Source organism: Curtobacterium sp. 458 (assembly GCF_030406605.1).
Classification (GTDB): Bacteria; Actinomycetota; Actinomycetes; order Actinomycetales; family Microbacteriaceae; genus Curtobacterium.
Map to the genome: position 1 here is coordinate 696,833 of NZ_CP129104.1, position 18,731 is coordinate 715,563.

An 18,731-nucleotide genomic window follows, 5' to 3' on the forward strand; every position below is an offset into this window, starting at 1 on the left:
TCACGCCGCCGCCATCGCGGGGTCGAGCACGACCTTCACGCAGTCGTCCTCCTTCTTCTGGAAGACCGAGTACATGTGCGGTGCGTCCTCGAGCGACACCCGGTGCGACGTGAGGTCGAGGGTGCCGAGCGAGTCCGACGAGTCCTGCACGAGCGGCATGATGTCGTCGATCCACCGCTTGACGTTGCACTGCCCTTCGCGGATCGTGATCTGCTTGTCGAACAGCGTCATCATCGGCATCGGGTCGGCCATCCCGCCGTAGACCCCGCTGAGCGACACCGTGCCGCCGCGGCGGACGAGGTCGATGGCGGTGTGCACGGCGGCGAGCCGGTCGACCCCCGCGGTCTCGATCGCCTTCTGTGCGAGCTTGTCCGGCAGCAGCCCGGCGGCACGCTGCGCGAACCCGGCGACGGGGTTGCCGTGCGCCTCCATGCCGACCGCGTCGACGACGCCGTCGGGTCCGCGGCCGTCGGTCAGGTCGACCAGCTGCGGCACGAGGTCGTCGGACAGGTCGAACACCTCGGCGCCGTGCTTCGCCCCGAGGTCACGCCGGACCTGCTCGGGGTCGACGGCGAGCACCCGGTAGCCGAGGTGCTTCCCGATGCGGGCCGCGAACTGTCCGACGGGGCCGAGACCGAGCACCGCGAGCGTGCCACCCTCGGGCACGTCGGCGTACTGCACCGCCTGCCACGCCGTCGGGAGGATGTCGCTGAGGAACAGCCACTGGTCGTCCGGGCCGGACTCCGGCACCACGATGGGCCCGTAGTCGGCGTGCGGCACCCGGAGGTACTCGGCCTGGCCGCCGGGGACCTGCCCGTACATCTTCGTGTACCCGAACAGGGCCGCACCGGAGCCGTACTCCGTCACCTGGGTCGTCTCGCACTGCGACTGGAAGCCGTGCCGGCACATCCAGCAGTGGCCGCACGAGATGTTGAACGGGATGACGACGCGGTCGCCGACCTTGAGGTTCGTGACACCGGACCCGACCTCCTCGACGATGCCCATCGGCTCGTGCCCGAGGACGTCGCCCTTGTCGATGTACGGGCCGAGCACCCGGTACAGGTGCAGGTCGGAGCCGCAGATCGCGGTCGACGTGATCCGCACGATCGCGTCGGTCGGCTCCTGGATTGTCGGGTCGGGGACGGTCTCGACGGACACCTTCTCGGTGCCCTGCCAGGTCAGTGCGCGCACGTCGCGTTCCTCTCGTGGTCGCTTCGGGCCGGCCGGGAGGCACGGCTCGTCTCCGCCCCGTCGCTACCCGCCCGCCCCGTGGCGCGTTCCCAGCCGCGTCCACGACGCGCGGCGCGCACCGGACGCGCCCCGTGCCTCCAGACCGGCCCGCGAGCCGACGCACAGCAGGCGCGCGATGGCCGACCGGCCACCGGAGGATCGTTCCGCGAGGCGATGTGCGGGACCCGACCACGACGGATGGTGGTGGGGATGGACCACCGCACCACCCGCCGCACCCTGCTCGCCGGAGCCGGTGCCCTGCTCGCCACCTCGGCGCTGTCGGCGTGCTCACCGACCGCACCCCGTCGTGTGTCGGAGCCGTCGCGATCGGCGACCGCCATCGACACCCCGACCGCCCCTCCGACATCGACGCCGACACCGACGTGGACACCACCCTCGATCACGCGGAAGCCACTGCCGGCCGGGACGGTGACGGGCTTGCCCGCGGGGACCCCCGGGATCGCGTGGACGGTCGACGACGGCGCGTCCTCGGACGTCGTCGGCGCCTACGTCCGCTTCGCCCGAGAGACCGGCACCCGGCTGACGTTCTTCGTCAACGGGGTGCGGCCGTCGTGGACGGAGCACGCCGCGACCCTCATGCCGCTGGTGGCGTCGGGGCAGGTGCAGATCGGGAACCACACGTGGGACCACCCGGCGCTGACCGGGCTGTCGGACCAGGCGATCGAGGACGAGCTCACCCGGAACCACGAGTTCATCGAGCGGACGTTCGGCGTGGACGCGCGCCCGTACTTCCGGCCGCCGTACGGGTACCACGACGCCCGGGTCGACGCGGCAGCCGCGCGCGTGGGCTACACGACGCCGCTGCTCTGGTACGGCACGCTCGCGGACTCCGGGGACATCGGTGCGGGGCAGATCGTCGGGTTCGCCGACCAGTGGTTCACGGCGGGACGAATCGTCATCGGGCACGCGAACCACCCCGGGACGATCGGTGCGCTCCCTCGCCTCGGACGCCTGCTCCGGCAGCGCCGCCTCGGGACCTACACGCTCGACGACGTGTTCGCGCGCTGAGCACCGGCCGCGCGAACCGCGCCGTCCGCTCCGACCGCGCCGGCCGCGCCGGCGTCGAGCGACCGGCCGAAGCAGACCGAGACGTCCGAGCCGACGTAGGCCCCGAAGAGCGGGATCGGCTCGTACCCCTCGCGCTGGTAGAACCGGATCGCGTCGGGCTGCGCGGGCCCGGTCTCGAGCACCAGCCGCGGCGCTCCGAGTCGACGGGCCTCGTCCTCGAGTGCCCGCAGCACGGCCGTGGCCACCCCGGTCCCACGCGCCTCCGGGGCCGTGTACATCCGTTTCACCTCGACGACGCCGGGCCCGAGGACGTCGTCGGCGAGGGGTCGGAGCCCACCGCACGCGACCGGTGCCCCTTCGGCGTCCCGCGCGACGAGGAACACGGGGACGTCCGCCGCCGACGGAGGGACGCCGGGCTCGTGGTCGCTCGAGCCGTAGCGGGCGTCGAGCTCCCGGCGCTGTGCACGGCGGAGCCGGTCGGCGTCGGCGTCGTCGAACGGCGTCGTCGTGATGGTCCAGGGCGTGGCGAGCGGTGGCATGGCGGTCCTCTCCGTGACGATTGTTACGGTAACACCTGTTACGCTTCCGGTGTGCCACGGACCCGCGACGACGCAGCGCAGCGCGCACGCCTGTCCGACGCCGTGTTCACGACCATCGCGGAACTCGGCCCCACCGGGCTGACCCTGCGCGCCGTCGCCGAGCGGGCGGGCTGCACCACCGGGCTCGTCCTGCACACGTTCCCGGACAAGCGCGCACTGCTCCTGCACGCCCGCGACGTCCTGCACGAGCGCACCCGTGCACGCGCCGAGCAGGCTGAGTCGACCGCTGCCGACCCCGCTGCCGCCGTCCGTGCGGTGGCCCTCGGGGCACTCGCCACCGACGCCGACCGCGCTGCGGAGGCCCGCGTCTGGGTCGGCTTCCTCGCTGCGGCGCTCGGCGACCCGGTCCTCGCCGAGCGGCACGCCACGAACGCCCGGGCCTTCACGGAGCGGCTCGCGCGACTGATCGGCACCGCGACCGGCCTGCCCGCGGACACCAGCGCGGCCCGGGCGGCATCGCTCGGTGCGGCGGTCGAGGGCGTCACCGCACTCGCTGCCGGCGACCCGGACCACTGGACGCCCGCGCGGCAGACGGCCGCGCTCGACGTCGTGCTGCGCGCGGCGCTCGCGCCGGAGCCCGACCCGGCGGACTGACCGGGCGCACTGAGCCAGCGCGCTGACCGGCCCGGTCAGACCGCGCCCGGCGTCGTGACCGGGTCGGCGAGCACGGCGTCGAGGACCGCACGGTGCTCGGCCGCACCACCGGGTCCGGCGCTCCCGGCGAGCATGATGAGGGACTTCCACAGCGCCCACGCCCGGGCCCGCGCCCACGTGCCCGCGTCGAGGCCGACCGCGTCGTGGAACACCCGGCGGGCGTCTGGGTCGAGGAACGTCCACGCCAGCACGAGGTCGCACGCCGGGTCGCCCACGCCGCACGTCCCGAAGTCGATCACGGCGCTGAGGCGGCCGGCGTCGTCCACGAGGAGGTTGCCGGGAGCCACGTCGCCGTGGAACCACACGGGCGGGCCGCTCCACGTCGAGCGGGTCGCGGCGCCCCAGACGGCCTCGCACGCACGGCGATCGACGCCGGGGCCGAGCGTGTCGAGCGCGGCGACCACCTCGCCGGCGTAGCGCGACGGGTGTGCGCCACGGTGGAACGAGTGCGCTCCCGCGGCCAGACCCGGACCGACGGGGACGCCGCGCAACTGCACGAGGACGGTCGCCACGTCGGCCGCGAGTCGGGCACGGTCCAGGTCCGGCACGTCCATCAGCACCGAGCCGGGGTGCCACCGGCGCACCGACCACGGGAACGGGTAGTCGGCGTCCGGCGAACCGAGCGCGACGGGTTCCGGCACGGGGACGTCGAGAAGGGCAGCGAGGTACGGCAGGACCCGCTGTTCCTTCTCCACCGCGGGCACGTACCCGGCGGCGCTCGGGAGTCGGACGCTCAGGTCCTCGCCGAGCCGGAAGGTCCGGTTGTCCCATCCCTGGTGCGCGACCTCGCGGACCGGCAGTCCGGCCCACTCGGGGAACTGCGTCGCCACGAGCCGTCGGACGAGGTCGGCGTCGATGCGGGGCGCGTCGGTGGACATGCGTTACGCGTCCGGTTCGGCAAGGGCGAGCAGGGCGTCCCGCGCGACGGCGAGTTCGCGCTCGTCGAGGTATGGCGGCATCCCCGCGGCCGCCGCGAGCCCCTCGGCCGCGTGCCGGACGACGAGCGAACGCGCTTCGGGCAGCCCGTCGCGCGCGAAGGTCACGCGCCAGTCCTCGGCGTCGGCCGCCGTGATCGGCCCCATCCCGGGCACCGCGGTCAGCCCGGTCCAGAGCGTCGAGGGCGAGAACACCGCCATCGCCCGGGGACTGCCGCCGCACAGCGTCCGGACGTAGGCGCGGAGCACCTTGCCCGGCCGGTTCTCGGCGAGGTCGACGTGCCGGAGCACCTCCGCCTTGAACGTCGCGAGTCCGTGCTCAGCGACCGCGAGGAGCAACGCGTCCTTCGACGGGAAGTGGTGGAGCAGGCCGCTCTTCGACACCCCCGCGTCGGCGGCGACCTCGGCGACACTCACCCGGGTTCCGCGTTCGGTGAGCAGCCGCTCGGCCGACTCCAGGACGGCCGCTCGGGTGCGCTCGCGATCGCGGTCAGTGCTCATGCGGTCCATCCTGCCGGTTCGGGATCACCCGGAGCGCGATGACCGCGGCGACCGCGAGCATCACCGCCGCGCACACCGACGCGAGCTGCATGCCACCGGTGAAGGCCTCACGGGCGTGCACGAGGAGCAGCGACGCGGGGTCGAGGGCCTGCGCAGCGCTCGCGAGGGACTCCCGGACCGCCGACGGGGCGTCGGGGTCGAGCGCACCGCGGTAGAAGGCGGTCTGCAGCGAGCCCAGCACCGCGATGCCCAGCGCGACGCCGAGTTCGTACCCGGTCTCCGAGATCGCGCTCGCCGCACCGGCACGCTCGCGGGGCGCTGATGCGACGACGGCGTCGGTCGCGAGCGTCATCGACACCCCGACGCCGAGCCCGACGACCGCGAGGGCGACCGCGATCCCGACGTAGGTCGGGAGCCCCTCGGCGAACGCCAGTCCGGCCATGCCGAGCGCCGCCACGGCGAGCCCGAGTCCGATCGACCGCCCCGGGCCGACCCGCCGCGCGAGCAGCCCGACCACCGCGATCACCGCGATGGACGCGAGCGTCGCGGGGAGCTCCGCCGCCCCGGCGAGCAGCGGGGTGAAGCCCCGGACGAGCTGCAGGTACTGCGAGAAGAAGAACAGCAGGCCACTGAACGCGAAGACCGACAGCGAGTTCGCCACCACGGCCCCGCTGAACGCCGGGATGCGGAAGAGCTGCAGGTCGATGAGCGGCGTCTCGAGCCGTCGCTGCCGTCGCACGAACCACCAGCCGGCGAGCACGCCGACGACCACCCCGGCGCCGACCGTCCAGTCGAGACCGTGCCCGGCGAGGTGCTTCACCGCGTACACGATCGGCACGATCGCGAACACCGAGAGCGCGGCGGAGAGCAGGTCGATCGGGTTCCGCGCGCTCCCCCGCGACTCCGGCAGCAGCACGGCCCCCGCGACCACGATCACCACGATGACGGGCAGGTTGATGAGGAACACCGAGCCCCACCAGAAGTGCTCGAGCAGCGCACCGCCCACGAGCGGCCCCGCGGCCGCACCGCCCGTCGCACCGGCCGACCAGACGGCGATCGCGGTCGTGCGCTGCCGGGCGTCGCGGAATATTGTCCGGACCAGCGACAGCGTCGACGGCATGAGCGTCGCGCCCGCGATGCCGAGCAGCGAACGCGCCGCGATGAGCACCTCGGGCGACTGCGCGAACGCCGCCCCGGCCGACGCGAGGCCGAACGCGACCGACCCGATGAGCAGCAGGCGCTTCCGTCCGATCCGGTCCGCGACGTTGCCCATCGTGACCAGCAGCCCGGCCAGCGCGAACGAGTAGACGTCGCCGATCCAGAGCAGCTGCGTGGCGCTCGGGCCGAGGTCGGCGGTCAGCGACGGCACCGCGAGCGCGAGGACCGTCCCGTCGATCGCGAGCAGCACGACCGCGAGGGTCAGGACGCCGAGCGCCGCCCACTCACGCGGCGTGGCTCGGACGGTGGGCACGGAAGAGGTCGCTGTCACACCGCGAGCCTAACCGACCAATTGGTCGGCAGTACCGACTGCAGAGTCTGCTCGCAGGAGCGGCCCGCCGGAGGCGAGTCGTGCCTCCCGGCCGTCACCCGCGCAAGCGGTCCCGCTCCGTGGGTGGCAGGTGCTCCGTCGCGGTCGCACGCGCGCCGGGCGAGAGCCAGCGACCCTGCCGCTCCAGGAACGCCACGAGCGCCGGTTCCGACGCGCGCTTCCCGACCTCCCGCAGCACCCAGCCGACCGCGGACTGCACGGTGTCGCCGCGCTCCCGGACGAGCCGGCCCACGATGCCGAGCGCGACGTCCGCGTCGCCCTGCTTGACGAACGCGAGCGTCGCGACCACCGCGATCCGCCGCACCATCGCCACGTCCGACTTCGCGAGCGCGAAGAGCTGCCCCGTGGAGCCACTGGCGACGAGGGGTGCGCCGACGAGCTCCTCCGCCGCGAGGTCCACGAGCAGCGGGTCGTCGAACCGCTCGGCCTTCGCCGCCGCGAGGTACTCCTCGGTCAGCTCGTCGTCCGGACGCTCCCGCATCGCCTGCACGAGCAGCAGCACCGCGACCAGCCGCGCACCCGCGTCCTCGCTCCAGAGCAGCGCCGAGCGCTCGCCCTCGTCGAGCGCGGCGAACCGTCGCGCGACCCTGCGGGCCGCCGCGACGTCACCGCTCGTGCGCGCGAGCGCCGAGATGACGTCCTCCGCCGACGAACCGGCCTGGAGACCCGTCACGCGACCTCCCCGTCGGTCGCCTCCGCCGTCGGCCGGGCCCGGCGACCGCGCCGCAGCACGATCACGGCGACCACCACGAGGAACGCCGCGAACATCCACGTGCCGACCTGCGGGTCGACGAGTCGGGCGAGCCACGCACCCGCCGGCGAGCACACCGCCGCGGTGGTGCCCACGGTCAGGCCGACCCGGACGTCCACCGCACGCCGACGGAGGTTCGCGACCGTGCCGGACACCGAGGTCGGGACCATCGTCAGCAGCGACGTCCCCTTCGCCAGCAGGTCGCCAGCACCGAGGGCGACCTCGAGCCCCGGCACGATGACGACACCACCGCCGACGCCCACGAGCCCGGACAGCACGCCCGACAGCAGACCGAGCAGGAGCAACACCAGGGCCTCGACGACGCCGAAGTGCACGTCGCCGCCGCGGGTCGGGACCGTCGAGAAGAGCGACACGAGCACCACCGCGATGAAGCCCACGAAGATCCACGGCAGTGCGCGGAGCGGGATCGTCCGGAGGAGCCGGGCACCGATCGGCGCACCGACCACGCTGCCGACCGCCAGGGTCAGCGCTGCGAGCCAGTGCACCTCGCCCTGCACGCCGTAGGTGACCGCGCCGACGACGGCCGCGGGGGCGATCGCCACGAGGGAGGTGGCGGAGGCGCGGCGCTGGTCCATGCCGAGCACCGCCATGAGCGCCGGGACCACCACGACGCCACCGCCGACGCCGAACAACCCGGAGAGGAGTCCGGCCACGATGCCGATCGCGACGAGGGCGAGGGTCCGGGGCATCGTCCCAGCCTACGGCGCGCGTGAGGTACGCCCGAGGGCCAGGGACGACTCAGTCGCCTCCCCAGCGCCGCGTAGCTGATCGGATCGCTTCGGCGTGAAGGTAGATGTCGTCCAGCGAGTCGATCGGGTGCTTCGTCTCGACCTTGTTCTCGTCGAACAATCCGAGGTACTTCTGCTTCTTGCCGTTGAACCACAGCCGGGCGATGGGCTTGCGGTTGTTGTCGTCGAGCAGGACGGCGAAGTACGACTTCTGGTCCCGGTGCGCGATGCGATCCGGCTTCACCTCACTGCAGGCGATCGCCTTGACGATCTGGTAGCCCTCGAGCTCCTCCAGCGTCGTCTCGATCTCGGTGTCACGGTCGAGGTCGCCTTCTACGACGGCCGCACTGGTCACAGCCTCGGCCGGTGCGTCCGCTCCGACGGGCGCGCTGTACGACGCACCGAGCGCCGTCTTGAGACGGTCGTTGACCTGCTCGTTGAGGAACTGCTTCGACGCCTTGGCGACGAGCGTCGTGAACTGAGCCCGTGCCTCCTGGGTGAAACGGCCGTCGTAGACGCGCGACGCGAAGAGTCGGACGAAGTCCTCCTCGGGTTCGCGGAACTGCGCAGCGATCGCACGCTTGATGGCGCCGACGTACTTCAGCTCTTCGGCGGCGCTGATGACCGAGTCGAGGTCGAAGACGTCCTTCGTCAGCTTGCGGAGCTCGGGGAGCAGCGTCTCGTCGATGTCCGCGAGGTCGAGCACCAGGAACGGACGGTCATCCATCTTGTTCGGGGCGTCGAGGTCCGTGTAGAAGTTGTAGACCTCGCCGTTCGTCAGGACAGCGATGCGTGCGTTCGTGACGGAGAAGTAGCGGAACAGCTGCGCCGCGTTCTCGATGGTCAACTGACCTGACGACTTCTTGCACTCGATGAGGATCTGCACCTCGCCGTCGCGCATGATGGCGTAGTCGACCTTCTCGCCGCGCTTCACCCCGACGTCCGCAGTGAACTCCGGCACAACCTCCAACGGGTTGAACACGTCGTAGCCGAGGATCGTGGAGATGAACGGCATGACGAACGCGTTCTTCGTAGCTTCTTCTGTCTGGATGGCGTCGCGCTGGTTCTGCACCTTCGTCGCCAGCGCCGCGAGACGCTCTTCGAACTCCATCGTTCCTCCCCTGAGTCGATCCAACGTTAGTTGAAGACCCGTCATCAATGCGATCGCTCGCGCCCCCACTTCGCGGGCAGCGGCCAAACGACCGCAAGTGGAACATCACACATCGGCATCGTAGGCTGCCGCGCGTGGCGGCGGTTCGCCGGACGATCGCCCCGGGCAAGGTTGAAGCCCACCACCGGGGCAACGGTGATGGGCTTCGAGTTGCTCTCCGAGTGGAGTGCAGAGGGACCGCGTACATCCCGAGCGAAACGCTCGGAACCAGCGTACGTGACCTCGGTCACGGACGCACCCCTCGGCACCCCTCCTCCGCGTGTCCGCCGGCGCTGACACGCGGAGGAGGTCTCGATGTCGAAGGACAACGGGTCCGAGCCCAGGCGTCGGGTGTCCTGGTTGCCGGTCGCGAGCTTGCTCGTGGCCGTCGCCAGGCTCCTGCTCGACGTCTGGCGGAGGGACTGAGACGGGCGGCCCGCACGCATGGAGCGTGCGGGCCGTTCCTGCCGGGCGGGGACCGTGCAGGGTCAGCGTCGAGCGGCGGCGGCGACCGTGCGCCGCGTCAGCGGAAGTGCAGGACCGACAGCGGGTCGATGAGGGTGCCGCCGCGCCGAGTCTCGACGTGCACGTGCGGCCCCGTCGACTGCCCCGTGTTGCCCGACTTCCCGATCATCGTCGAGAGCGACACGATCTGGCCCTTCTTCACCTGGATCGCGCTGAGGTGCGCCGTCAGGACGGTCACGTTGCCGTAGGTCACGACGACGTAGTTCCCGTACGTGGCGTTGTTGGAGACGGCGGTCGTCACGGTGCCGGTCCCGGACGCGTAGACGGGCGTGCCGACGGCCACCGGGGAGTCCGTGCCCTGGTGGTACCGCGGGGTGTGGTTCGCCCCGCGGTCGTCGCCGAAGCGTCCGGAGATCTTCGTGCTCGCGACCGGCCAGCGCAGGCCGGTGACCGGCTTCGTCGACCAGACGCGGGTGTCGCTCTTCCCGTAGAGCACGACGTTGCCGTCGACCTGCACGAGGAGCTGGCCGCCGCCGTACTTGTAGGTGCGCGTCGACCACTTGGCCGCGTTCGCGGCGGTGTAGACGACGAGGTTGCCGTCGGCCTGCACGGCGGCGTACGCCCCGGGGTTCCCCGACGTGCCGGACGACCACACCGCCTTGCCGGACACGGACTGCACGAGGTTGCCGTCGGTGCGCATCTCGAGGGTGCGGGTGGCGCTCGCGTCGGAGCGGAGGGTGGTGCCGCCGAGGATCGTGTACCCGGCGGGGACACGATCCTGGTAGCCCTTCCAGTTGACGATCGGCGTCGCACCGGAGAGCAACGCCATCGTGCCGTCGCCGCGGAGGACGAAGGAGGTCGACTGCTTCGTGCCGGCCGACGACCACCGCGTGACCCGCTTGCCGCCGAGGAGCAGGTCGACCGCGCGGTTCTTGCCGATCTTCACGATCGCGCCGGGCTTGTTCGAGGTCCCCGACGCCCACAGCACGGCGTTGCCGATGCCGTACTCGACGAGGTTGCCGTCACCCTGCAGGACGAGTCGGAACTGTCCGTTCGGCGAGGTGACCGAGTCACCCGGGTTCAATGTCGTGCCCGCCGGGACGGATCCCTTCCAGACGACGGACGCGGACGCCGGCGCCGCGGTGCCGACGATGCCGCCGGCGACGACGGCGAGCGTTGCGAGGCCTGCCGCCAGGCGGGAAGCGCGGGCTCGGAACGCCGGACGCGGACGCGTGGCGGTGGACGGGTTGCTGGTCATGGTTCCCCTGCTGGTCGGTGCGCCGTGCCCCTGCACGGACTGCGACCCGCCCTGCACGAGTCACCGAACGATGGTCGGTGTTCTGCGTTCCTGAGGACAACCCCAGTTCCGGGGGCACGGTGTCGTCGGAGCAGGATGGTGAGCATGCCGACACCGAACCCCGCCTTCGTCCCGCCCACCTCGACACCGACCCGCCCAGACCTCGCCGGCACGTTCGGAGCGGTCGCGTCCACACACTGGATCGCGACCGCCACGGCCCAGTCGGTGCTCGAGCGCGGCGGCAACGCGTTCGACGCCGCGGTGGCCGGGGCCTTCGTGCTGCAGGTGGTCGAGCCGCACCTCAACGGCCCCGGCGGTGACCTCACGGCCGTGTTCGCGCCGGCGGACGACCCGACACCGGTCGTGCTCTGCGGGCAGGGACCGGCGCCGGCGGGCGCGACGCCGGAACACTTCACCGCGGAAGGCCTCGACCTCGTCCCCGGCGCCGGCGCCCTCGCGGCCGCGGTGCCCGGGGCGGTGGACGCCTGGCTCCTCCTGCTCCGTGATCGCGGGACGTGGGACCTCGCGGACGTCCTGGCCCCGGCGATCGGCTACGCCAGGGACGGTCACCCGGTCACCGCCGGTGTGGTCCGGACGATCACGGCCGTGCAGGACCTGTTCCGCGAGCACTGGCCCACGTCGGCTGCGCAGTGGCTGCCGGGAGGCACGGTGCCGGTCCCCGGGGACCTCCTCCGCAACGAGGCACTCGCGTCCGTCTACGAGCGGCTCGTCGCCGCTGGCGGCGAGCACGCCGGTCGGACGGCCCGCATCGACGCTGCTCGCACCGAGTGGGCGGAGGGCCTGGTCGCGCAGACGATCGACCGCTTCGTCCGCGAACCGCACCGCCATGCATCGGGCACCGACCACGCCGGCGTGCTGCGGGCGTCGGACCTGCGCGCGTTCCGGGCGACCTACGAGCCGGCGACGACGGCGGAGTTCCGCGGGTGCACGATCGCGAAGACCGGACCGTGGGGTCAGGGTCCGGCGCTCCTCGAGACCCTCAGACTGCTCGATCCCCTCGACGACGCCCTGCTCGACCCGTCCACCGAGCTCGGTGCGCACACCGTCGTCGAGGCGCAGAAGCTCGCCCTCGCCGACCGGGAGCTGTTCTACGGCGACGGGGGCGTGCCCCTCGAGGTCTTGCTCTCGGACGCGTACACCGACGAACGTCGTGCCCTGATCGGCGAGCGCGCCTCGGCAGAGCTGCGTCCGGGGACCGTCCCGGGTGTCGCGCCCGCCGCGCCGCCCCTCCGGACCGAGTACGACGCCGATGCGGGCGGGAGCGCCGGGGAACCGACCGTCCGGGTCGCCCGTGACGCCGAGCGGGCCGTCCCGGTGGAAGACCGCGGCGAGCCGTTCGTCGCCCCGACCGGCGAGACTCGGGGAGACACGGTCCACATCGACGTCGTCGACCGGTGGGGCAACATGATCAGCGCGACCCCGTCGGGCGGCTGGCTGCAGTCCTCGCCGACCGTCCCCGGTCTCGGGTTCGCCCTCGGGACCCGGCTGCAGATGACCTGGCTCGAGGAAGGCACCGCCTCGACGCTGACGCCGGGGGAACGACCGCGCACCACCCTCACGCCGACGCTCGTCCTGCGCGACGGTCGACCGGTGGCCGCCCTGGGCTCCCCCGGCGGCGACCAGCAGGACCAGTGGCAGCTGCTCTTCCTGCTGCGGTGGATCGTCGGCGGCTACTCACCCCAGCAGGCGATCGACGCTCCGGCGCTGCACACGACGTCATTCCCGGGCTCCTTCTGGCCGCGGACGTGGGAGCCCGCGGGCCTCGTGGTCGAGGACCGACTCCTGGACGACGTCATCGCGGCGCTGGAGGCACGCGGCCACGTCGTCACCCGCGCCGGTGACTGGTCGCTGGGCCGCTTGTGCTGTGTCACCCGCGACCCGTCGACCGGCGTCGTGGGAGCAGCCGCGAACTCCCGGGGTGCTCAGGGGTACGCGATCGCGCGCTGACGACGGACGGGAGGCACGGTGCCAGCTGGCACCGTGCCTCCCGTCGGTTTCCGCGCGGGTCTACCGCCGGGAGACGCGCACCCAGCGCACCACGTTCACGACGGGGTAGGCGAGCGCGAGCGCGGCCACCAGCGCCATCCCGATGGCTCCCGCCCAGACGTCCGCGGGCCCGGCCAGGATCCGGACGACGACCACGAGGGCGTTGATGCCGATCGCGGCGAGGACGAGCGACGCGACGACCCGCCAGGCGAGCCCCGACCGCGAGACCGGCTCGACGTCTCCACTGACGAGGCCACGTCCCGGGGCGTCGTACGGGATCCCCATCGTCATGCCACCGTCGGTGGTCCCGTCGCCTGAGCTCCGCGGCCTGACGGCCTCGGTGTAGTCCGGGTTCGTCGACATGATCTGCTCCCCACTGCGGAGCAGCCACTGCCCCACGACTCCACGGTAGCCCCGGCGGGACCGAGCACACCGGGAGCGTTACCGGATCGTCGTCAGCGAGCGGATCGTCAGTGTGCGGATCGTCAGCGACCGAGGGTCGGCACGACGACGGCTCGACCGGAGAGCTCGCCGGCCTCCAGCTTGCGGTACGCCTCGAGCGCGTCGTCGAGGGCGTACCGTTCGACGTCCGGCACGATCTGTCCCGCCCGGTACATCGCGACGACCTCGTGCAGGTCCTCGATGGTGCCCCAGTAGGTGTTCGTGATCGTCGACTCGTACGGCGTCGAGAAGAAGTTCCACTCGGTCGTGCCCCCGGCGATCCCGACGACCGTCAAGCGGCCGCCGATCGCCATCGACGCCTGCGCGGTCTTCACCGTCGGGGTCGCACCGACGAAGTCGAAGGCCGCGTCGACGCCGCGCCCGCCGGTGATCTCCCGGATGGCGGCGACCTGGTCCGAGCCGCCGGGGACCGTGATCGCGCCGCGGGCCGCCGCACGGTCCATGGCGTCCTGCTTCATGTCCGTCGCGATGACGGTCGCACCGGTGAGCGCGGTGAGGATCTGCACGGCGATCTGCCCGAGACCGCCGAGTCCGACGACGAGCGCGTACTTCCCACCGCCCGCGAGGTTCGGCAGCGAGGCCTTGATCGCGTGGTACGGCGTCAACGCTGCGTCACTGAGCGGTGCCGCGGCGACCGGGTCGGCATCGCCGAGGGGCACGAGGTTCCGCGCGGGCACGACGACGTACTCGGCCATGCCGCCGTCCCGGCCGAGGCCGATGCCCGCGTAGGGGTTCGTGGCGGCGTTCTCGCAGTACGTGTCCTGCCCCTTGGAGCAGTACGAGCAGTGCCCGCACCCGACGGGGCCGTACACGAGGTAGGCGTCCCCCGAGGTGAACCCGGTCACGCCGGGGCCGACCGACTCGACCCAGCCGGAGTTCTCGTGCCCGAGGACGAACGCGGGTGCCTGCGCTCCCGGCTGGCCCTCGCGGAACTCGCGGTAGACGGCGACGTCGGAGTGGCACGCCCCGGCGCCGGCGACCTCGAGCAACACCTCGCCCGGTCCGGGCGTCGGCTTCGGCACGTCCGTGAGGGACGGGAAGGTCTGGTACTGCTCGAACACGACGGCACGCATGGTTGCTGCTCCTTCTGACGGGTCACTGGTGAGCGTCGACTCGACTCGTCGGGCGTCAGGGGGTGCGGCGTCGCGATCGGATCGGGCCGATCCACCGCCAAACTACACCTGTTGCGTAAGTGCCGGGCCCGGATCCGGGTCGGGCAGGGACTCGCGACGCCCGGCGAACAGCCCACGGTCGAAGCGCGCACCACGCACGCGGGGACGACTGACCACCATGCCGGTGACGACCAACCACCCGATCGGGCCGGTGAAGACGAGGAGCAGGATCCACATCCCGGTGTGGTCGCGGTCGTGGAGGCGCCGCACGAGCAACGACCACCGCGGGATCGCGGTCACGAGGAGGCCGATGATGATCGCGACGTCCCAGCTGTCGGGCCAGGCGTCGCGACCCGATCCGTACCCCCACCACGCAGAGGAGTACCGACCCTGGTGGATCTCGAACAGGTGGAACCCGACCTGCGGCGACGGGACGATGCCGAACGGGTCGGGGTAGACCGTCCAGCGTGCCGTCATGCCGAGCTGCTCGACGAGCCACCACACCACGAGGGTGACCACTGCCTGCAGGGCGATCACCCAGAAGAACTCGGTCCGGCTGGCGCGGCCGTGGAACCGCCAGCCCTGCGTCCAGAAGCGCACCCAGGCCACGTCCGGGCGTCGGGCCAGGTCGACCGGTCCCTGCTCGGTCACGCGCGACCGGAACGACGTGCTGTCCCCCATGCGCCCGATCGTAGGGCAGACCTGCGTCTTCCCCGTGAGCAGGTTGCGAGAACGATCGTTCTCCGATTGACTCGGCCTTGGCTCCGGACCGGAGTCGACGGCTCCGCACGGGGCCGACCCCACACGAAAGGAGCGGGAATGCCCACGCGCACCGCACGCACCGCCTGGAACGGCGGCCTCAACGACGGTTCCGGCCAGGTCGAACTCTCGAGCTCGAAGGTCGGCACCTACGACGTGTCCTTCCCGAAGCGCGCCGCGGACGAGGCTGGTGGCACCACCAGCCCCGAGGAGCTCATCGCCGCAGCCCACTCCTCGTGCTACGCCATGCAGTTCTCGGCGATCCTCGGCGAGGCCGGCGGCACCGTCGAGGCCCTCGACGTCAAGGCCGACGTCTCGCTCGGCCCGGACTCGGCCGGCGGCTTCAAGCTCACCGGCATCGTCCTCACCGTCAGCGGCGAGGTCTCCGGCATCGACGAGGCAGCGTTCCTGAAGGCCGCTGACGAGGCCAAGGCGACGTGCCCGGTCTCGAAGGCCCTCACCGGCGTCGACATCGAGCTGCACGCGACGTTCGAGCAGTAGTCACGACGCGTCGCTGACGCGACTGCGTTCCGGACGGGAGGCACGGTGCCGGCTGGCGCCGCGCCTCCCGTCCGTCGTCGGTACGCTCACCAGCGTGAGACGTCGCCGCTTCGCCACCCCGACCTGGCTCGCCCTGTGGGCAGGCCTCGCGGCCCTGGTCGCGGGCGTGACCATCTGGGCCACTGCGCCGAGCGCGTCGTTCGGCTGGTTCGCGTACGCCCCGCTGGCGGGGACGGTCTTCGACCCGGTGACGCACTCGTGGCAGCAGGTCGTCGGCCCGCTGACCGCCGCGGTGGGCGCGGTCGTCGCGGCCTTCGCCGCCGGACGCCTGAGCGCTCGCTTCCGCGGGCCGCGCTGACCCGCCCAGCCGATGACACGGCCACGTTCAGCCGGCATCCGGACTCGGCGCCGAGCGGCTGGCACGATGGCGGGATGGCCGAGCAGTTCCTCCCCGGCGCGCCGAGGCCCGGCCGCCCGCCGCGGCCCCGCGTCCGGAAGGTCGCGCAGCACGACCTCCGCGACGCCCGCGCCCGGTTGCGCGGCACGATCTACGAGGACGTCACGCCCGACCTCCGACCGCGCGAGCAGTACTCGCCGGTGCAGATCGTGGACTTCTGCCTCGACCTCGCCGAGGTGATGCTCGCCTCCGGCGCCGACACCCGGAGCGTCGAGACCGCGGTTGTCGCGGTGTCGACGAAGTGGAACCTCGCACCGCTCGACCTCGACCTCACCGGCAGCTCGGTGACCATCCAGTACGCACCGGCCGACGGTCCCGCGCTCGTGAAGTTCCGCACCGTGACCATCGACGGGTCGGACCTCGGGCGTCTCGCGTGGGCGAACCAGATCGTGGACGACCTCGTGCACGGTTCGCGCGACATGACCTCCGCCGTGAGCGCGCTCGTCGCCGTGCTCCGCATGCCGCCCCGCTGGCCGAACTGGCTCGCCGACGTCGGGCTCGCGGTCCTCGGCACCTCGATCGCGATGCAGGCCGGCGGTGGCTGGCGAGCGGGTCTCGGCGCGTTCGTCCTCATGATGGGGATCATCGTGTCCGGCCGGTGGCTGACCGGTCGGGGCTTCCCGCAGTTCTTCGTCTCCGGTGCGCAGGGGGCGGTGGCGTCAGCACTCGGCACCCTCGCGATCGCGGCGGGGATCCTCGGTCCGGCCGGCGCGGCGACCATGGTGGCGGCGCTCGTCGTGCTCCTGCTGCCGCACGTCTCGCTCGTGACCTGGGCACAGGACGCGATCTCGGGCTTCCGGGCGATGGCGGTCGCGCGGGCGTTCTCGATCCTGCTCGTCATCGCCGCGATCGTCGTCGGCGTCCCGGCCGGCATCGCGCTGACGCACTGGCTCCGCATCGAGGTCGATCCGTCCGGCATCGTGCTCGACCCCCTGCCGCTGTGGGCGTCGCTGTCCCTCACGGTCGTGTCCGCCGCGGCGAACTGCTTCGTGCAGCAGGCCAGCGCCCGGGTGATCCCGGTCGCGGTGGTCTTCTCGGTCACGGCCGGAGCGTCGCTGTGGGCGATGCGCCACCTCGGGCTGCCCCTGCTCGGCGCGACGTTCCTCGCGTCCGTGCTGCTCGGCGTGCTCGCGACGATCGCGGCGGCACGGATGCGCACCGCGGTGGGGGCGATCGCCGTCCCCGCGTTCTGCGGCGCGCTGCTCCCCGGTGTCGCCGTGTCGAACGCCCTGCTCAACGTGATGTCCGGGTCGTCGACCTCGGCGCTCGACTTCGTGTCCGCCGTGACCGTCGCGCTCGCGATCGGCGCCGGTCTCGTCCTCGGCGGGCTCTTCGCGACGCCGGGTGCCCGACGAGCCCTCCGGCGCGCGCGGAAGGTCGTCGTGCACTCGGTCCACAGCGACACCACCGCGCTCCGCGTCATCCGCGACTCGGGCTACGACCCCGGGGACGGCAGCCGACCGCGCTGGTGACCGCGGCCGGCCGCGCTGCCGGTCGTGCCGGGACTCAGCTGGCTTCGGTGACGGCGCTCGACACCGCGGTGGGTGCGTCGTAGTCGCCGTCCGGGATGTTCTTCAGCGCCTCGAGCGCATCGCCCGAGGCGCCCTCACGCTCGGCGGTGGCGACGATGTCGTCCTTCGACGCCGGGTACTCGATGCCGCTCAGGTACTTCTGGATCTCGATCGGGTTGGGGTTCGCCACGACGGCTCCTTCCGGTTGGGGTCTCCACCGAGTACCCCCGCCGGACTCTGCCCCGGCACGGTTCCGCGCATCCCGGCCAACCCCACCGGGCCGTGTGCGGTCAGATCTCCCAGCTGCCCGGGTCACTCCACGTGGCGTGCTGGACCTGGGCGCGCGGCTGGTACCGCTCCATCCAGCCGGCCTCGAGCCGCGCCACGGCCCGGTCGAACGCCTGCACGAGGTCCATGTCCGCTCGCAGGAGCGCCTGGAGCTGCAGCCCCTCGTAGAGGGCGATCAGTTGCTCGGCCCCGCGGCGGGGGTCCATCGTGTGCGGCGCCCGGCCGACGGCGACGTCCCGCTCGAGTCCGCGCTTGATCTGCGAGAAGAACAGCTGGTAGCGCGAGCGCAGGTACGTGGCCATCGGGTGCGACGGGTTGCCGGCCACGGACAACAGGGCGACGAGCAGCCGCATGAGTGCCGGGTCCTCGGCGTTCGACGCGACGATCGCGCGGAGGAAGTCCACCGTGGCGGCGTCGCCGACCTCCGCCGTGACCTCCTCCATGCGGCCGCCGTTCCAGCGGTCGACGGCGGCGAGGACGAGACCGTCCCACGACGGGAAGTGCAGTTCGAGTTCGGCGACCGTGATCCCCATGCGCTCCGCGACCTGCTCCGGCCGCGCCTCGTGGAAGGGCACGTCGCGCAGGAGGTCGACGGTCGCCCCGACGATCGTGATCCGCAGGTGCAGTGTGGCGGCCGCAGCGGCTGCCGCGTGCGTGTCCGCGCTGGTGTTCTCGAGCATCGTGCCCTCCGATCGCCGGACGTCCTGTCCGGGGCGCCCTCGTGG

20 protein-coding genes are annotated in these 18,731 nt (G+C 72.4%); 6 read left to right on the forward strand and 14 right to left on the reverse strand.

The window, feature by feature from the left end; translation table 11 throughout:
• The gene (locus tag QPJ90_RS03360; RefSeq protein ID WP_290133059.1) at positions 1–1,191 is read right to left on the reverse strand and encodes a zinc-dependent alcohol dehydrogenase; all 1,191 of its coding nucleotides are present in this window, start codon (positions 1,189–1,191) and stop codon (positions 1–3) included.
• Between the two features lie 249 nt (positions 1,192–1,440).
• Here QPJ90_RS03360 and QPJ90_RS03365 point away from each other — a divergent pair, with 249 nt between their 5' ends.
• Positions 1,441–2,259, forward strand: coding sequence for a polysaccharide deacetylase family protein (locus tag QPJ90_RS03365; RefSeq protein ID WP_290133060.1), 819 nt, complete (start codon positions 1,441–1,443; stop codon positions 2,257–2,259).
• On the opposite strand, the gene QPJ90_RS03370 is transcribed toward QPJ90_RS03365, so the two are convergent.
• The gene (locus QPJ90_RS03370) at positions 2,229–2,798 is read right to left on the reverse strand and encodes a GNAT family N-acetyltransferase (protein ID WP_290133061.1); all 570 of its coding nucleotides are present in this window, start codon (positions 2,796–2,798) and stop codon (positions 2,229–2,231) included. The two genes, QPJ90_RS03365 and QPJ90_RS03370, sit on opposite strands and share 31 nt — an antisense overlap.
• Before the next feature lie 51 nt (positions 2,799–2,849).
• Between QPJ90_RS03370 and QPJ90_RS03375 the strand changes: the two genes are divergently transcribed.
• Entirely contained in the window at positions 2,850–3,452 is a 603-nt protein-coding gene (locus QPJ90_RS03375) for a TetR/AcrR family transcriptional regulator (protein ID WP_290133062.1), read from the forward strand.
• Positions 3,453–3,487: 35 nt separating this feature from the next.
• Here the strand turns inward: QPJ90_RS03375 and QPJ90_RS03380 are convergent, their stop codons facing one another.
• The 7 genes from QPJ90_RS03380 to QPJ90_RS03410 form a co-directional block, all read right to left on the reverse strand.
• Complete coding sequence (locus tag QPJ90_RS03380) at positions 3,488–4,390, reverse strand: aminoglycoside phosphotransferase family protein (protein ID WP_290133063.1); 903 nt, start codon at positions 4,388–4,390, stop codon at positions 3,488–3,490.
• 3 nt (positions 4,391–4,393) lie between these two features.
• Positions 4,394–4,948, reverse strand: coding sequence for a TetR/AcrR family transcriptional regulator (locus QPJ90_RS03385; protein ID WP_290133064.1), 555 nt, complete (start codon positions 4,946–4,948; stop codon positions 4,394–4,396).
• Positions 4,938–6,437, reverse strand: a complete 1,500-nt coding sequence (locus QPJ90_RS03390) for an MFS transporter (protein ID WP_290133065.1) — start codon at positions 6,435–6,437, stop codon at positions 4,938–4,940. Before QPJ90_RS03390 ends, QPJ90_RS03385 begins: the two co-directional genes overlap by 11 nt.
• Positions 6,438–6,531: 94 nt before the next feature.
• A complete protein-coding gene (locus tag QPJ90_RS03395; RefSeq protein WP_290133066.1) occupies positions 6,532–7,170 on the reverse strand; it encodes a DNA alkylation repair protein in 639 nt (212 codons plus the stop codon).
• Complete coding sequence (locus QPJ90_RS03400; protein WP_290133067.1) at positions 7,167–7,958, reverse strand: sulfite exporter TauE/SafE family protein; 792 nt, start codon at positions 7,956–7,958, stop codon at positions 7,167–7,169. The genes QPJ90_RS03395 and QPJ90_RS03400 overlap by 4 nt, the downstream gene beginning before the upstream one ends.
• Before the next feature lie 49 nt (positions 7,959–8,007).
• Complete coding sequence (locus QPJ90_RS03405; protein WP_290133068.1) at positions 8,008–9,108, reverse strand: type I restriction endonuclease; 1,101 nt, start codon at positions 9,106–9,108, stop codon at positions 8,008–8,010.
• 562 nt (positions 9,109–9,670) lie between these two features.
• Complete coding sequence (locus tag QPJ90_RS03410) at positions 9,671–10,870, reverse strand: peptidoglycan DD-metalloendopeptidase family protein (protein ID WP_290133069.1); 1,200 nt, start codon at positions 10,868–10,870, stop codon at positions 9,671–9,673.
• A gap of 144 nt (positions 10,871–11,014) precedes the next feature.
• Between QPJ90_RS03410 and QPJ90_RS03415 the strand changes: the two genes are divergently transcribed.
• On the forward strand, positions 11,015–12,877 hold the full coding sequence (locus QPJ90_RS03415; RefSeq protein ID WP_290133070.1) for a gamma-glutamyltransferase: 1,863 nt from the start codon (positions 11,015–11,017) through the stop codon (positions 12,875–12,877).
• A gap of 60 nt (positions 12,878–12,937) precedes the next feature.
• On the opposite strand, the gene QPJ90_RS03420 is transcribed toward QPJ90_RS03415, so the two are convergent.
• From QPJ90_RS03420 to QPJ90_RS03430, 3 genes are all read right to left on the reverse strand, one after another.
• Positions 12,938–13,315 carry a hypothetical protein gene (locus QPJ90_RS03420; RefSeq protein ID WP_290133071.1) on the reverse strand — a complete coding sequence of 126 codons (378 nt, stop codon included), beginning with the start codon at positions 13,313–13,315 and terminating at the stop codon, positions 12,938–12,940.
• Between the two features lie 86 nt (positions 13,316–13,401).
• Positions 13,402–14,451, reverse strand: a complete 1,050-nt coding sequence (locus QPJ90_RS03425; RefSeq protein ID WP_290133072.1) for an NAD(P)-dependent alcohol dehydrogenase — start codon at positions 14,449–14,451, stop codon at positions 13,402–13,404.
• A 102-nt stretch (positions 14,452–14,553) separates the two neighbouring features.
• On the reverse strand, positions 14,554–15,171 hold the full coding sequence (locus tag QPJ90_RS03430; RefSeq protein WP_290133073.1) for a DUF805 domain-containing protein: 618 nt from the start codon (positions 15,169–15,171) through the stop codon (positions 14,554–14,556).
• A gap of 138 nt (positions 15,172–15,309) precedes the next feature.
• Here QPJ90_RS03430 and QPJ90_RS03435 point away from each other — a divergent pair, with 138 nt between their 5' ends.
• The 3 genes from QPJ90_RS03435 (at position 15,310) to QPJ90_RS03445 (ending at position 17,679) form a co-directional block, all read left to right on the forward strand.
• Positions 15,310–15,750, forward strand: coding sequence for an OsmC family peroxiredoxin (locus tag QPJ90_RS03435; protein WP_058724976.1), 441 nt, complete (start codon positions 15,310–15,312; stop codon positions 15,748–15,750).
• 94 nt (positions 15,751–15,844) lie between these two features.
• The gene (locus QPJ90_RS03440; RefSeq protein ID WP_290133074.1) at positions 15,845–16,108 is read left to right on the forward strand and encodes a hypothetical protein; all 264 of its coding nucleotides are present in this window, start codon (positions 15,845–15,847) and stop codon (positions 16,106–16,108) included.
• 74 nt (positions 16,109–16,182) lie between these two features.
• Positions 16,183–17,679, forward strand: coding sequence for a threonine/serine exporter family protein (locus QPJ90_RS03445; RefSeq protein WP_290133075.1), 1,497 nt, complete (start codon positions 16,183–16,185; stop codon positions 17,677–17,679).
• A 34-nt stretch (positions 17,680–17,713) separates the two neighbouring features.
• On the opposite strand, the gene QPJ90_RS03450 is transcribed toward QPJ90_RS03445, so the two are convergent.
• Complete coding sequence (locus QPJ90_RS03450) at positions 17,714–17,908, reverse strand: DUF2795 domain-containing protein (protein ID WP_290133076.1); 195 nt, start codon at positions 17,906–17,908, stop codon at positions 17,714–17,716.
• Between the two features lie 100 nt (positions 17,909–18,008).
• Entirely contained in the window at positions 18,009–18,686 is a 678-nt protein-coding gene (locus QPJ90_RS03455) for a TetR/AcrR family transcriptional regulator (RefSeq protein WP_290133077.1), read from the reverse strand.
• Between the last annotated feature and the right edge of the window lie 45 nt (positions 18,687–18,731).